Genomic DNA, 14768 nt, shown 5'->3' with positions numbered 1-14768 from the left:
CAACGTGTAATAATAAGTAGCTTAAATCTTATCAGAGTTAGATTTTTACGGCTAACTTTTGACAAGCTGTCATACAAGCATTAACGTGAGCCGTCAGTTTCAAATAAGGATTTTTGGTCGAATGTATAAAGCCTTCTATGGATTAAACGATAACCCATTTTCTATCGCGCCTAACCCTCATTATATGTTCTTAAGTGACCGTCATCGTGAGGCGTTGGCTCATTTAACCTACGGCCTTGGTGAAACCGGTGGTTTTGTATTATTAACCGGTGAAGTTGGCACTGGAAAAACCACTGTTTCTCGCTGCTTATTACAACAAATTCCCGATAATACTGATACCGCGTTTATTCTTAACCCATCATTGACTGAGCTTGAACTCTTGGCCACGCTATGTGATGAGCTGGAAATTAAGTACGGTGATAATCCGACGTTAAAACAGCTGACAGATTTAATCAGCATGTACTTACTGAATAATCACAAAAATGGTCGAAATACGGTGCTGATTATTGATGAAGCACAGCATCTGCGTTCTGAAGTATTAGAACAGCTGCGTTTATTGACCAATTTAGAAACTAATACCAAAAAACTGCTGCAAGTGATTTTGATTGGCCAGCCCGAATTACAACAACTGCTAAAGCGCCAAGACTTACGTCAGTTAGCGCAGCGGATCACTGCTCGCTATCATTTACTGCCGCTAAATAAAGATGAAATTGCTTTATATGTGCTGCATCGTTTGCAGGTGGCTGGTAGGCATGAGCCTTTATTTACGCGTAAAGCGATAACCGCGTTGCATAAACATTCTGGCGGTATTCCGCGTTTAACCAACTTATTATGTGAACGTGCATTAATGGCTGGCTATGGGCAAGCTAAGGTTCCGATCGATCATAAAATGGTTAATCAAGCGGCTGTCGAAGTATTGGGTGATATTGATGTACCTGGCGATAAACGCTGGCCATTTATTGCCGCTACAGCGTTAGTGCTCGCTTTTGGTTTATCATTCTATCTGTTTAATCGCTCAGCCATTGAAAACAATATGAGTGCCAATGCGGCGATAGCAGATGTTCAAGCGCAATCTAGCCTAGTCAATCAAACGCCTGCATCTATGCCAAGTCAGATAAACCAAGCTGCACAAACTCAGCCTCAGCAAGTTCAAGTAGCAACTCCAGTTGCCAATGCACAACAACAAATTATGCGTCAAGCCATGCTACAAAGTAGTAGCATTGATAATGCCTTTGCCGGATTATTCGGCTTGTGGAATAAACAACCTATTATCGGCTTGTCTGCTTGTCAGGCGGCACAACAACAAGATTTAGCCTGTTACCAGCAACAAGGTAATTGGCACAGTATTATGCGCCTTAATTACCCTGCGGTTGCTTACTTGCAAGACGCACAAGCGAACGTATTTTATGGTGTAATTGTTGAGCGTCAAGCCGAGCAGATCCTACTGCAATTAGGCGAGCAACAGTTTTGGGTGAATAAAGATTGGTTTGATCGCCACTTTAGCGGCACCTTCGAAATTTTGTGGCAACCAGACAGTATCTTACCGCGAGAAATTGGCCAGTCTTCTAGTTTGGCGCAAGTACAATGGCTTGAAAATAGCTTAGCGTTAGTTAACAAACGACGTGCACGACTACTGACACAGTTTGATAGTGAATTAGAGCAACAATTAATGACTTTTCAACGTCAACATGGTTTAAAACCAGACGGTATAGCAGGCAATCAGACTTTGGTGCAACTTAACTTATATTTGAGCCAGCAAGGCCCACGTTTAATTGCCTCTGAGGTGCGCAGTTAATGTCAATTTTATTAGATGCGGTTAACCGTAAAAAGCAGCAACAAGGTGATGTTGTCGATATTATGTCGACGCAGCCGCCTCAATATACATCGCAATCTAACAGCTCAAATAAGTTGAATAAGTATAGTCTTTTGGCCGTAGCCATTGCCTTGGGTATTGGCGCTGCATGGGGTATGAGTGTGCTATTACAGTCACCATCAGGATCAGCATCGTTAACGACTGTCCAACCCAGTGGCGCTAATGCACTGCAAGCTGTCACGGCCCCTGTCACTGTTACGTCAAATAAAGCAGCTGAAGCATCGACCGTTAAAAAACATGAACCCGCAGTGCAAAGTAATGATGATATTCGTTTAGCGGGTAAGGTGGCATTGCCTATTGCCAAACCGTTCAATACGAATGTAATGAACACGCAAGCAGCAAGTTATAATAATGGTTACGCTGAGTCTTCTGGTGTGAATGAATTATACCTGCAAGAAAATGATGGGCAGCGCAGTTTTCAACAAGCTAACTCTCAACAATTCAACTCTCAGCAAACCAACACTCAACAGGCCAATTTTCAACAACCAAGCTATCAGCAACAAGCCGGTTCTGAACAGGTTAATTATCAAAGTGAGCAAGATAGCAGAGTTGATGAATATCAAACACAAGAGAACAATCGTCAACAGGCACAGCTGCGAGAAGCTATTGTATTGGGTGCTAAAGCTAATCGCCGAGGTTTAGCTGAGCTTGAAGCATTGCGCTTGCAAGTGAATGTTGCCGCAGAAGAAGTCGATTTCGCCTCTGTTAAAGCACCATCAATTAATGAACATAATAATTTGATTGCTGCATTTGAAACGGCGCTTAAAGACGTTGAATATGAACAGTCGGCTAATCAACAAGTGACGTCAGCAAAATTGGATCCTATTCCTCGACCTTCCAATCAGCAAATCCCTGAGTATGGTGACTTACCCGCGAGCGTGCAGTTACAAGTACCCGAGTTTAATATTAATGCCCATGTATATTCGACAGAACCAAGTAACCGTTGGTTAAGTGTCGATGGGGTTGAATTACAGCAGGGCGATATGATTAAGAATAAGCTGACGATTGTAGAAATTCGACCACGAGATATAGTACTAGAAATTGACGGCGAGCAATTTAGAGTGCCAGCAATTTAGAGCGGTTTAACGTTAAGTCTATGTTGGCATGTAACAGATAAAACAAAGGCGCTATTAGCGCCTTTGTTTTATTTGAAAAATCGTAATATTAGCCGTGAATGTTATTGGCTAAAAACAGCGTTAATCCATAACCTATGCAGTAGCATAATAGTAATGCTGGAACATATTTTAAGTAGCTTACAAATGTTAGTTCTTCAACTTTACTCATCGCGATGATGCCTGACGCCGAGCCGATGATTAATAACGATCCACCGACGCCAACCGAATAGGTTAAGCCTAACCATTGCGCTGTTGTCAGTACAGGATCCGCTTTTAATAACGCTGCGGTTAATGGCACGTTGTCTAATAGTGCAGAGCCTACACCGGTAAAGAAGTTAGAAATGCTTGGGTTATACATGCCATAGACTTCAGTTAATAGGTTAAGCGTACCAATCTCTTTAAGCATACCAACCAGTAACAAGATACCTAAGAAGAACAGTAGGGTGTCGAACTCAACTTGGCGAATGTATTCTAATACTTGAACTTCTTCGGTTTTACTCTTGTTAGTGCGACCCACCAAGAACATTACCGATAAGCCAAATAAGAAAGTTAATACAGGAGGAACGCCAAATAGCACGTTAAGTACCATGGTTAATACGATGGTGGTGAAGAAAATTACTCCGATGACAATATCAACGGTATTGTAATTTTGCTCAATTGGAGTCGTACTCACATGACCTTCAGCTTTGAGAGAAAACAATATTGCTAGGAGCATGACGCTAATGCCTGCAGGAATAAACAGGATTAACAACTCAGAAATATGCACTTTACCTGCAAGGAAAATCATCAAAGTCGTGACATCGCCTGTGATTAAAGCAACCCCGCCAGAGTTCACCGCAAAGATAATTAACACTGCCATACGGCGACGCATTTGTTTGTCTAAATTAAAGGTTGTTAGTAAACCTAATGACACGAGGGTGGCAGTCACGTTGTCACAAAAAGTCGACAGCACTAACGAAAACATCCCCACTTGGATCATCAACATGCGAACAGACACTTGCTGTGGAAATATTTTTTGCACCAATACTTGGATCATGCCTTTAGCATTTAGGTAAGCAACAAAGGTCATAGTTGACATTAAAAACAGCCATAACGTGGCAATTTCTAATAAGTTTTCATTAAGATTTTCACCCACGAGTTTACTTTTTTCTGGGCTACCAGAAGCAATAAACAAGGTGATCCAAGCTATACAGCCAAGGAACAAGGTAGTTTTGGCTTTATTAATATGGGTAACTTCTTCGAGCACGATACTTAACAGCGCAAGCACTGCAAGTGAGATGAGAAAGGTATGTAGCATGACTGCAATTCCAACTTTGTGTTGTAGGTAATCAACATCATTACCCTGAATTTTTGCTAACCTAATTCAGTCTTTATTTTAAGGTTGAATTAAGCTTTCCGTTTGGCGGGGCGATCAAATCACACCACGGGCATTTTCGCAATATAGATCACAGTTTTTTTCGTTAATTATCGACCAAAGTCGTGGATAAAATAATGAACTCGGAGAAAGGGGATAGAAATTTATTAACACAAATAAAAATAGGATAAACAACTTAGTTATTTATCCTATTTTTGTTACCAACAGTTTGCTTAACCTAAAATGAGGTTAAGCGATGAAGTTGATTTATTTCATTGCCGCAAAAATGCGATCAACAGCAGCTAAAGTATATTCAATTTCAGCATCACCATGAGCCATAGACATGAAGCCTGCTTCATAAGCACTTGGCGCTAAATAAATACCTTCATCTAACATGGCATGGTAGAAATGACGGAAATGCTCCATGTTGCATTTTGTGACTTGGGCAAACGAGGTCATTGGCGTGTTATCTTCAGTAAAGAAGAAACCAAACATGCCACCCACATAAGTAATATTTAATGGAATACCATGTTTGTCTGCTGCGGCTTTAAAGCCTTCTGCAACCCGCTTTGTTTTGTCAGCTAGTGCTTCATATAAACCGGGTTCACACAATGCATCCATTTGCGCTAAGCCTGCCGACATCGCAATAGGATTACCAGATAACGTACCCGCTTGATAGACAGGGCCTGTCGGTGCGATAAATTGCATAACATCTTTACGGCCACCAAATGCGCCCACAGGCATGCCGCCGCCAATCACTTTACCTAGTGTGGTTAAGTCTGGCGTTACACCGTAGTGACCTTGTGCGCCGCTCATAGATACACGGAAGCCGGTCATCACTTCATCAATAATCAGTAACGCACCGAATTCGTCACAAATTGTACGTAAACCTTGTAAAAATCCTTCCACTGGTGGAATACAGTTCATGTTGCCGGCAACAGGCTCAAGGATGATACAAGCGATACTTTCAGGATTCTGTTCAAATATAGCGCGGACAGAATCAAGGTCGTTATAGGTTGCAGTTAAGGTGTGTTTAGCAAAATCTTCAGGAATGCCAGGAGAGCTTGGTTGTCCTAACGTTAATGCACCAGAACCTGCTTTTACTAATAAGCAGTCAGCATGACCATGGTAGCAGCCTTCAAATTTTAAAATGTTGTCACGGTTAGTAAAACCACGGGCTAAACGAATTGCACTCATGGTGGCTTCAGTGCCTGAACTGACCATACGAACTTGTTCTATTGATGGCACCATAGAAATGACTTTTTCAGCCATTTTCACTTCAAGTTCAGTCGGCGCACCAAATGACAAGCCATTATCAACCGCGTCTAATACCGCTTGGCGAATTTTAGGGTGGTTATGGCCTAAAATCATCGGTCCCCATGAACCTACATAATCGATGTACTTTTTACCATCGGCATCAAAAATATAAGCGCCATCAGCTTTTTCAATGAACAAAGGTGAACCACCGACACCATTAAAGGCGCGTACAGGTGAATTAACGCCACCAGGAATGGTTTTTTTAGCCTGTTCAAATAAAACTTCGGAACGGGTCATGTCTAATCCTTAATATTATGTGCCAATTATCTATCGGCTTTACGTGAATACCAGTTTACTGGGCACTCATACTTTTCGAGTTGGTTTGCAACTCCAAGTGTTAATGCAAAAAGTGCCATACGTATAAGTAAGCCGTTGTCGGCTTGTCTAAAAATAGCCAAACTTGGATGGCTGTTTAAATCATTGTCGAGTTCATTTGCTTGCGCGCGTGAATCACGAGGTAATGGATGCATAATCACCGTATTTGATTTGCAATGCTGCGTATAAATATTGTGATTTAAGCGAAACTTACCACGGTATTTATTGGCTTCTTCCTGTGATGGAAAGCGCTCTTCTTGAATACGGGTAAGATATAAAATATCCGCATTATGTAAATTACCTTCAAGTTGTTCGGTTATTGTGATCTTATGGCCAGCATTTTCAATGTCGGCGATCACATAGTCAGGCATTGCTAGCTCACTTGGCGATATCAATGTGAACTTAATGTCCTTATGCATACAAAGTAAGCGCGAAAGTGAATGCACAGTGCGACCATATTTTAAGTCACCCACCATGGCAATATGCATACCATCGATACCCATACCTGAATGGCTTAATTCTTTTTTGATGGTAAACAAGTCCAGCAAGGCTTGAGTTGGATGTTCATTTGGCCCATCACCGCCATTGATCACTGGCACTCGACTGCCTTCAGCAAACTCTTTGACGGAGTAGGCATCTGGATGACGCATAGCAATCACATCAGAATAGGTCGAGAGCACTCGGGCGGTATCGTAAAGCGACTCGCCTTTAGATAATGACGATGATGCCATTCCTGTGGTTTCTCTTACATGTCCGCCAAGTAAATTGAAGGCACAGCCAAAGCTGACACGAGTTCGGGTGCTGGGTTCAAAAAACAGATTGCCTAAAATGGCACCTTCCAACACTTTGGTGCGTTTTTCACGCAAAGCATAAGGGGTCATTTTGTTAGCGACGTTGAAAATAGTGTTAATCGAATCCAGATCTAACTGGTTTACTGAAAGGATATGTGAACCTTCGAACTGTGTCATCAGCCTGATTTCCAAAGTTTGGGGGCAAAATATTCACCAGAACAGCATGCTATTTTACCGTATTATTATATAGAGTGTTATAGAGATTATGTGTAGGGTGGCTGAGGCAAAATTGTAGCAGAAAATAACCACCAGATAAATATAATAACCGTGCTGAACTTTGAGATTCACTTGCTGCTATGAAGAACATTCAGAGGGTTTTAGTGTCTATTTTAACTGAATTGAGTTGCTCGACTTTATGATTAATTTAGCAGCTGAATGAGCAGCATACTTACAGACCCTCTCAAACTTCATAGCGCTAATGTAGCCTCTTTTTGGGTAACTTAACGTTTGTTGAAACGCTTATTATCCCAATATTTAAGCATTCTAGTTTTCTTGTAAAATAACCTGCTATCAAGGTGTTAATGTGTCTTGCTAGCCAATAGGCCTATTCTATAAATAGATAGATTGAATTGGTTTATTCCATTCGGTATCTCAGTGAGAGGTTATACCGAGGATCGGTTGGGACTATACCTGACCTGAGCGAATTTCTTGAAGTAAATTAGTCCAACTTATTACCCCAACCACTTTTTGATTCGTGCCTCGATAGATATACACTTCGCCGGAGCGTTTCGCGACCAGTGCCTCATAGGCTTCATTTAAGGTGGCAGTGTCAGGTAACCCCGGCATAGGAAGACGTGATAGCGTGGTCGAATCTTCAAAGGACTGCATTTCAAGGCGCAGCATTTCAATTTCTCCCTCAGCATTACGCACTAGTACTGGGCGACCGGCTGCCCGTTTTAGTACTTCAAGTAGCAGTTCATCATCATCATTCACAATGACAAATCGCTTATCCATTAACACTCTAACACCTTTCTTTTGCAACCCTTGATTAAGCGGAGCGACTTTGTAACCAAGCCCCATAATATCTAGTTGTTTTAGCAAGATAGAGTTAGTGTTAAATCCTTGATACGCGACCAAAAATGCTGGAATGGTGACAAACATGGCCGGTAAAATAATCGAAGCATCGTTGGTTAATTCAAGAAGTGCAACTAATGCTGCTAGGGGGGCACTCAGGCAAACCCCCATCATCGCCGTCATCCCAATCACGGTATATAGCCCAACATAAGGCGCAATTGACGGAAATATTATGCTACTGACTAGAGCTAGAATTGCTCCGATTAATGCGCCAATACCATAGAGAGGGCCGATGAGTCCGCCTGGTACGCCAAAGCCAATAGCCGCAATGGTCGCCAACATTTTTGCTAATAACAGCGCGATTAAAAACAGTAAACTAGGATGCTCACTAATGGCTTCATTAATGGCGAAATCGCCCGAGCCTAATGCCTGTGGCATGACTAAACCAACTAGCGTTGTGACTACTGCAGCAATGAGCAGTCGATAAATTAATGGCCAGTGCTGGCCTGTCGCAGTAACTTTCATCAGTGAAAAGTTAAATAAGGCAGCGACACATCCCAGCGCAAGCCCGCCAATGAGTAAAATAGGATAATGATCGAGCGGAATATGGATCACATTGATCAAATCGTATTCGTGAATATTACCAAACACAAGTTGGCTTGATACCGCGCCGCAAATGGCAGATAGCATGATAGGGAAGAAGTAATGAATTTTGTACTCTCGTACAATGACTTCAAACACAAACAAAACCGCAGCAAGTGGTGCGTTAAAGGTGGCGGCAATACCGGCGGCAATACCGCTAGCACACATAATGCGTACGCTATTGTCTGGTAATGAAAACTTCTCAGCCATAACACTGGCGCTCACTGCGCCTAAGTGAATCGCAGGGCCTTCTTTTCCGACAGAGAAATTGGTCATCAGCGCGATTAATGCTTGGAAAAACTGTCCAGCAGCTGATTGAAGCGGTACCTTACCGTAGTGCAATTTAAATCGATGCAATACATAAGCAATGCCCATGCGCCGGTATCGCTTTGATCCCAACAATGACAGCAACCAAATAAGCAATGCGCCAATTAAAGGTAAGTAGGATCGCCAATCGCTTAAGGTTGAGCTAAAGCTCATGGAATCTGCATGTAGGTATTGTTCTGCCCACACCAAGCTTAACCGGAATAAGATGATCACTAGTGAGGCAATGATGGCAAACAACAGTGCGAGTGCACAAAGTTGCACACTAATTTTAGCCTGAGATAACTTATCTCTAAATTCGTTACGTAGATATTTGCGCGTAGCTCTTTTGGCGTGAATAATAGCGGCTTTATTTATCTTAAATTGCACGGTTTGACTCTAAGGTCTGTGGATATTTTAGGGTTGTCTTTGGCTGTTGTTTATTGATTGGCCGATAACGCGTATGTGTCATGTTATTACTCTCCATCAATTTGCACTAACGCCTTTTAACAGGCCAAAGTACTGCCTGCGCATGTTTTTTTAGCTCTTTACGTTGGCTGGCAAAGTTTTATTTGGCAAGCTAATTATTATCATTAGCACCTTATTTACAATGCATAGGATTTGAACAAGATGTTAAGCTCTACAGAAAAATAAGCACTACGCAAATAAGCTTCATCAAGCATACTGTATTTTATTAAAAGGTTGTAACGTAATGTTAAACTATCACCGCTGGTTAGACAGACTGCAAGTTTTAGAACGTAAAAACCGGACTTCAAGCATATACTTAATCGGATTAATGATCGTATGTTTTTTGTTAGGAGCTATAAGTTTTAACCTATGGCTTTCATTTGCACCAGAGGCTACACCTAATAGCGCCAGTGGTAAGCGTAAATTATTGCAAGAACTCGAGACGCAAGCGCAAGCGCTTGCAAGTCGAAATTTAGCGTTAAGTATTGCTGATAATGCCAATAAAGAAATGCAAGAAATGTTTAGTCAGCAATTATCTGAACAGAAAGCGTTAGAAAAAGAATTAGCATTTTATCGCAGTGTTATGGTTACCGATGCTGATGTTGAAGGGGTGGCAATTCATGGGGTGGAATTATCTCAAGGTGTAGCTTCCGAGCAATATCAGTTACGATTAATCTTAACCCAGTTGCAAAAACGCAAAGTGAAAGTGAAAACCAACGCCACTGTATTGTTGCTCGGCACACTAAATGGCGGGCCAGCTGAACTGTCTTTGAGCGAGTTAATTAATAAAAAGCTGGAATTTGAGTTCAATTACTTTCAAATTATGGACAGCGATTTTGTGCTGCCAAGTGGTTTTAATTTACAACGAATTATGGTCAAAGTGAAGGTCGCAGCGAGTCGTGGGGTAAAAGGCGGTGAGATTGAACAAGTGTTTAATGTGCCAGAGCTATTGATGGGTGAAAAAGAACTGCGGGTAATACTTGAACAAAATAGTCAGGTAAAGGATAATTCTCAGTAGAAACCGAAGTAAGAGGTAGTAATGACTGAACAAGTTGATGCAACAATGCCGATCCAATTTACCGATGCGGCGGCGATAAAAGTAAAAGGTCTGTTAGAAGAAGAACAGAATCCTGAATTAAAGCTTCGTGTATATGTAACCGGTGGCGGTTGCTCTGGTTTTCAGTATGGCTTTACATTCGATGAAAAAGTCAACGAAGGTGATTTCACCATTGAAAAGCAAGGTGTGCAGTTGGTTGTTGATCCAATGAGTCTTCAGTACCTTGTTGGTGGTGAAGTGGATTATACATCGGGTCTTGAAGGTTCACGCTTTTTTGTTAAAAACCCTAATGCGACCACGACATGTGGCTGCGGGGCTAGTTTCTCAGTGTAATGAGTTTCACTGCAGCAATAAACCACGCTATAGACGAGATTACTCTCTCACTTTAGAATGGATTTATATAATAAAAAGCCGTCTTTCGACGGCTTTTTTGATTTCTGGACAACATCTTTGAATAATACCAATTCCACTAATTATCTGGTCATTCAGCGGGAATTCTGTGCCTTCTAGGCAAATAATAGGATTGTAGGCATAGTTGCTCTACGTCAAAATGCTATTAAGCAGCATAGAAGGCACAGAAACCCGCCTTGCAGGAGACGCTCAGACAGTCCATTTCTTTGTTGCATTGAATAACCATTGTTTCAACAATGCGCCTCAAACTGAACAGTCTGAGCGACTCTGATTGGTCACATAATTAATGGAAATGGTATAATACAACCGCTTATCAGCTACTCATAATATTGAGGTTCATTCGCGGTTTAAACCACGCTTTCACTTTAGTATTAAAGCTAATCCACACTTGCACAATACCTAACGTAATCAGCACCGAGTATATAAGCCAATCGGGCACTACGGCTTGAAATAAACCAAAATCAAATGTCGTCGGTCCGGCAACCAAATTATCAGGGTCATACATTATAATCGGTAGCAGACTATACAACAGCAGTTGCAAGAGACAGTAAACCCGCAGTAGATATAAGCCCGCTTTTTGGCGACCGATAATTGCTAATACCATCATCAAGGTCAAAATGCATAACATTGCACTTAACTCTGATAGTGAACTGGCGGCCATTAATCCACTGATGGACGATAATGTATAGATAACCATTAAGCCAATAAGTCGTTTAGGTAAACGTGGTTTGACGGTTACCTTATCTACTTCGTTTGATTCAGAGCTGATTATTGTCATAACGCATTAATGCTTTTGTTGTTTCTTTGGTGAAATGCGTTCGTTCATTTCAAACGGCGGCACAACGACACCTAAGTCTTCTTGTACTGGGAACACTGCAATAAATAAATCATCATCTTCCATGCCGCTCACCCAACGTTCTTGAAACTCGTCTAGTGGAATAGCTAATGGTTCACAGTCTTTCCATTCATCAACAGCCCAAAGTGCAGCCGTTTCTTCAGATGGCCACATTGGAATACAATCTTCATCTTCAGTGGTTAACATTACGCAACCATCTTGATCTTGAAGTGTCCAAATGATTTTTTCTGACTTAATTTGTTCAACCATATAATCGTAACGGCCTTCTGGCGTTAGATTCATCAGTTCAGACACACTTTTGGTTTTGTTGCTCATATTGACTCTCATCTTAAGTTACGGCTTTGCCCAATTTCAAACGATTGGGCAAATTTGTGGGCATCATAACATTGAGGCCACAATTGCAAAAGTAAACCGCACATATTGGTGTATTTATCTTGCTTTAAAGCGACCACCTAATATAGCAGTGCGTGAGGCACCCGTGACGGCCGGTAAGTTTGCGGGTAAATCATGGTGATAACGCATTGCTAACCATGCAAAAGCAATCCCTTCAACCCATTTAGCATCAACACCTAAAGCGCTGGTAGTATCGACTTTATAGCCGGGAACCAAAGTGGCTAGTCGCTGCATTAAGGCTTTATTTAACGCGCCACCGCCGCAAACAAACAACTCCCCATTGGGTGACAATTTATTAATGTCATTGGCAATACTATGACAAGTAAGGTCAAGTAATGTGGATTGAATATCTTGTTGATCCAAATGACTATAGTCAGCGAGTTGTTGCTCAAGCCAAGCTCGATTAAATAGCTCTCGGCCAGTGCTTTTGGGGTAGGCTAGTGAAAAATAAGAGTGTGATAATAGCTGCTTGAGTAAGTCTGGATGAGTAGTACCAGAATCTGCCCAAGCACCATCTTCATCAAAAGGTTGGTTTAAGTTTTGTTGAATAAAGGCATCAATTAAGTTGTTACCTGGGCCTGTATCAAAACCTAACACTTGTTCACTATTGCCGGGTAAATAAGTGATATTGGCAATACCGCCAATGTTTAAAATAACTCTTGAGTGGCCAGGTTGAGCAAACACTTGTTGATGAAACGCCGGAACTAACGGTGCGCCTTGGCCACCAAGGGCGATATCTTTACGTCTAAAATCAGCAATAACATCGATATTGGTTTCAATGGCAATGGTGTTTGGGTCGCCAATTTGCAAGGTAAAGCCCATTTCTAAATTGGGCATGTGACGCACGGTTTGTCCATGAGAACCAATCGCGATAACCTCCGCAGCAGTCACTGTTGTTTTCGCTAATAAGTGATTAACGGCTTGAGCAAACAATTTGCCGACACTGCGGTCGAGCCTACCTAAGCGGTTTATTTCATCTGTCTCGGGTTGACATAAACGCTGTAAACCTTTTAATAAATGCGCAGGAATAGCTTCTGTATGGCTGGCGATTAGCACGGGGTGTTCGGCCGAAAAATCAACCAACACCGCATCCACACCATCCATGCTTGTGCCTGACATTAGACCGATAAAATATTCTGGCTTAGACATGAAGTGACTCTCTGTAAGCAGCAATTAACCGTTTATTAATTACTTGCCAATTGCTGTTGTTGATTTGATTTTAGTTTTGTCATCAATTGCTTGCTGAGTGCAGCGAATTTGTTCTTCTCTCTGCGATCAATTGGCATTGATTTAGGTAAATCGATAGTTCGTGGATTGCGATGAACCCCATTTACAATAAATTCATAATGTAAATGAGCGCCAGTGACTCGGCCTGTTTTACCCAGAGTACCGATTATTTGGCCTTGCTTAACCGTTTCACCACGATTTACTTTGCGCTTAGTTAAATGTAAATACTTAGTGGTGTAGGTTTCGTTGTGCTTAATGAAGACATAGTTGCCATTAAACTGGTTATAACCAGCCTCAACCACTTTACCTTTACCAGCCGCTTTAATCGGCGTGCCAATGGCGGCGACATAATCAACACCGCGGTGGGCTTTAATTTGCCCTGTTACTGGGTGCAAGCGACGCGGGTTAAAGTTAGAACTGACATATTTAAAGTCTACTGGCGATCGTAAAAAGGCTTTACGCATGCTACTGCCATTCTCTGAATAGTATTCACCGTCGGTATAACGTACTGCGGTGTAACGTTCCCCTTGATTAATAAACTCTGCCGCAAGAATATTGCCATTACGTAAAAATTGACCGTCGGCGTATTCTTGTTCAAATAACAACGAAAAGTGATCGCCTTTGCGAATATCGAGGGCAAAGTCGACATCCCAACCAAAAATATTGGCCAACTCCATAATGTGGTTACCAGACAAGCCTGCATCGGCAGCGGCATTCCAAAAGTTGCTTTTAATATTGGCGCTAATAAACGAGGTGCGATTAACGACTTCTTTAGTGTTCACCGTTTCTTTGTATTGTTCATTGTGTTGACTGATAATTAAGGTCGACACTTTATCCATGCGGTAGGTTAATTCTTGTAATTCACCTTGTGCATTTTTGCTGATGGCGATTTCTTCGCCCGGCATAATTTTTAGCAGATTCTTTTTCGCTAAGGGTAATTGGGTAATGTCATAGACATCTTTAGCGCTGAGTCCTGCACGGCTAAATAAGCCGCCTAAGGTATCGCCTTTAGCGACTTCATAGTATTCAACACTATAATCATCGTTAGCCGTTTGTTGTTTTATTTTGGCTTTTTGAGTGGCAACTTGCTGATCGAGATCATTAATCATGCCATCGATATCAGAAGTACTGGTTTGCAACATGGCAAGATGTTGGGAAAATGCTTCATCGTCAGGAGTTTCGCCACTGCTTACTTCTTCACTATTATCACTTGATGCAAGGGCATCATTTGATATGAAATCAGTCGATTCATCATCAACGATACGGTCATTATGACTCGGTGCAGTTGGGGTGCGAAAGGCTAAGGGAATAGCATAACGTTCATTGGTTTCTATATCTGATTTGTCAGCAGATTGACTTACCAATCGGGTTTGTTTAGATGCTTGAGCGTCTTCCGATGGAAACATCAGAATAAATGTCGTTAGAATCACCAGTAAAGATAATGTGATTTGATGTGCTTTTGGCAGCAATGTGAATAAAGTAAGAAGCTTTGCCATTGACTCTGTTACCAATTTCTCTCTTTCGTTATTATCCGCTAAGTGTACACTCTTTCATTTGCTGTGGCTAACAAGT

Annotated in this window: 12 protein-coding genes; 4 read left to right on the top strand and 8 right to left on the bottom strand. The window is 41.7% G+C overall.

Features of this window, described 5'->3' with window-relative positions; genetic code table 11:
* Positions 1–121: 121 nt before the first annotated feature.
* Both EGC86_RS01485 and EGC86_RS01480 read left to right on the top strand, forming a co-directional pair.
* Entirely contained in the window at positions 122–1795 is a 1674-nt protein-coding gene (locus EGC86_RS01485; protein WP_123776409.1) for an ExeA family protein, read from the top strand.
* Positions 1795–2949 carry a general secretion pathway protein GspB gene (locus EGC86_RS01480; RefSeq protein ID WP_245423083.1) on the top strand — a complete coding sequence of 385 codons (1155 nt, stop codon included), beginning with the start codon at positions 1795–1797 and terminating at the stop codon, positions 2947–2949. Before EGC86_RS01485 ends, EGC86_RS01480 begins: the two co-directional genes overlap by 1 nt.
* A gap of 88 nt (positions 2950–3037) precedes the next feature.
* Here EGC86_RS01480 and nhaD read toward each other — a convergent pair whose 3' ends face one another.
* The 4 genes from nhaD to EGC86_RS01460 form a co-directional block, all read right to left on the bottom strand.
* Positions 3038–4285, bottom strand: coding sequence for a sodium:proton antiporter NhaD (gene nhaD, locus EGC86_RS01475; RefSeq protein WP_123776408.1), 1248 nt, complete (start codon positions 4283–4285; stop codon positions 3038–3040).
* A gap of 324 nt (positions 4286–4609) precedes the next feature.
* Positions 4610–5896: a glutamate-1-semialdehyde 2,1-aminomutase gene (gene hemL / locus EGC86_RS01470; RefSeq protein ID WP_011638428.1), complete on the bottom strand. Its 1287-nt coding sequence runs from the start codon at positions 5894–5896 to the stop codon at positions 4610–4612.
* A 26-nt stretch (positions 5897–5922) separates the two neighbouring features.
* Positions 5923–6942, bottom strand: a complete 1020-nt coding sequence (locus EGC86_RS01465) for an aspartate carbamoyltransferase (protein WP_011638427.1) — start codon at positions 6940–6942, stop codon at positions 5923–5925.
* 507 nt (positions 6943–7449) lie between these two features.
* Positions 7450–9174 carry a chloride channel protein gene (locus tag EGC86_RS01460; RefSeq protein ID WP_123776407.1) on the bottom strand — a complete coding sequence of 575 codons (1725 nt, stop codon included), beginning with the start codon at positions 9172–9174 and terminating at the stop codon, positions 7450–7452.
* A gap of 322 nt (positions 9175–9496) precedes the next feature.
* Here EGC86_RS01460 and EGC86_RS01455 point away from each other — a divergent pair, with 322 nt between their 5' ends.
* Positions 9497–10270, top strand: a complete 774-nt coding sequence (locus EGC86_RS01455) for a DUF6776 family protein (protein ID WP_123776406.1) — start codon at positions 9497–9499, stop codon at positions 10268–10270.
* A 21-nt stretch (positions 10271–10291) separates the two neighbouring features.
* Positions 10292–10642, top strand: coding sequence for an iron-sulfur cluster insertion protein ErpA (erpA, locus tag EGC86_RS01450; RefSeq protein ID WP_011638424.1), 351 nt, complete (start codon positions 10292–10294; stop codon positions 10640–10642).
* Between the two features lie 391 nt (positions 10643–11033).
* Here the strand turns inward: erpA and EGC86_RS01445 are convergent, their stop codons facing one another.
* The 4 genes from EGC86_RS01445 to EGC86_RS01430 all read right to left on the bottom strand — a co-directional run bounded on the left by EGC86_RS01445 (position 11034) and on the right by EGC86_RS01430 (position 14692).
* Positions 11034–11498: a hypothetical protein gene (locus EGC86_RS01445; protein WP_011638423.1), complete on the bottom strand. Its 465-nt coding sequence runs from the start codon at positions 11496–11498 to the stop codon at positions 11034–11036.
* A 6-nt stretch (positions 11499–11504) separates the two neighbouring features.
* Complete coding sequence (locus EGC86_RS01440; protein ID WP_041413166.1) at positions 11505–11891, bottom strand: DUF2750 domain-containing protein; 387 nt, start codon at positions 11889–11891, stop codon at positions 11505–11507.
* Positions 11892–12005: 114 nt separating this feature from the next.
* Positions 12006–13118, bottom strand: coding sequence for an anhydro-N-acetylmuramic acid kinase (locus EGC86_RS01435; protein ID WP_011638421.1), 1113 nt, complete (start codon positions 13116–13118; stop codon positions 12006–12008).
* A gap of 35 nt (positions 13119–13153) precedes the next feature.
* On the bottom strand, positions 13154–14692 hold the full coding sequence (locus EGC86_RS01430; RefSeq protein ID WP_123776405.1) for a peptidoglycan DD-metalloendopeptidase family protein: 1539 nt from the start codon (positions 14690–14692) through the stop codon (positions 13154–13156).
* Positions 14693–14768 lie beyond the last annotated feature (76 nt).

Source organism: Shewanella frigidimarina (genome assembly GCF_003797125.1).
GTDB classification, from domain to species: domain Bacteria; phylum Pseudomonadota; class Gammaproteobacteria; order Enterobacterales; family Shewanellaceae; genus Shewanella; species Shewanella frigidimarina.
Note: the sequence above shows the minus strand (reverse complement) of the source record. Positions and strands in the feature narration are given on the sequence as shown.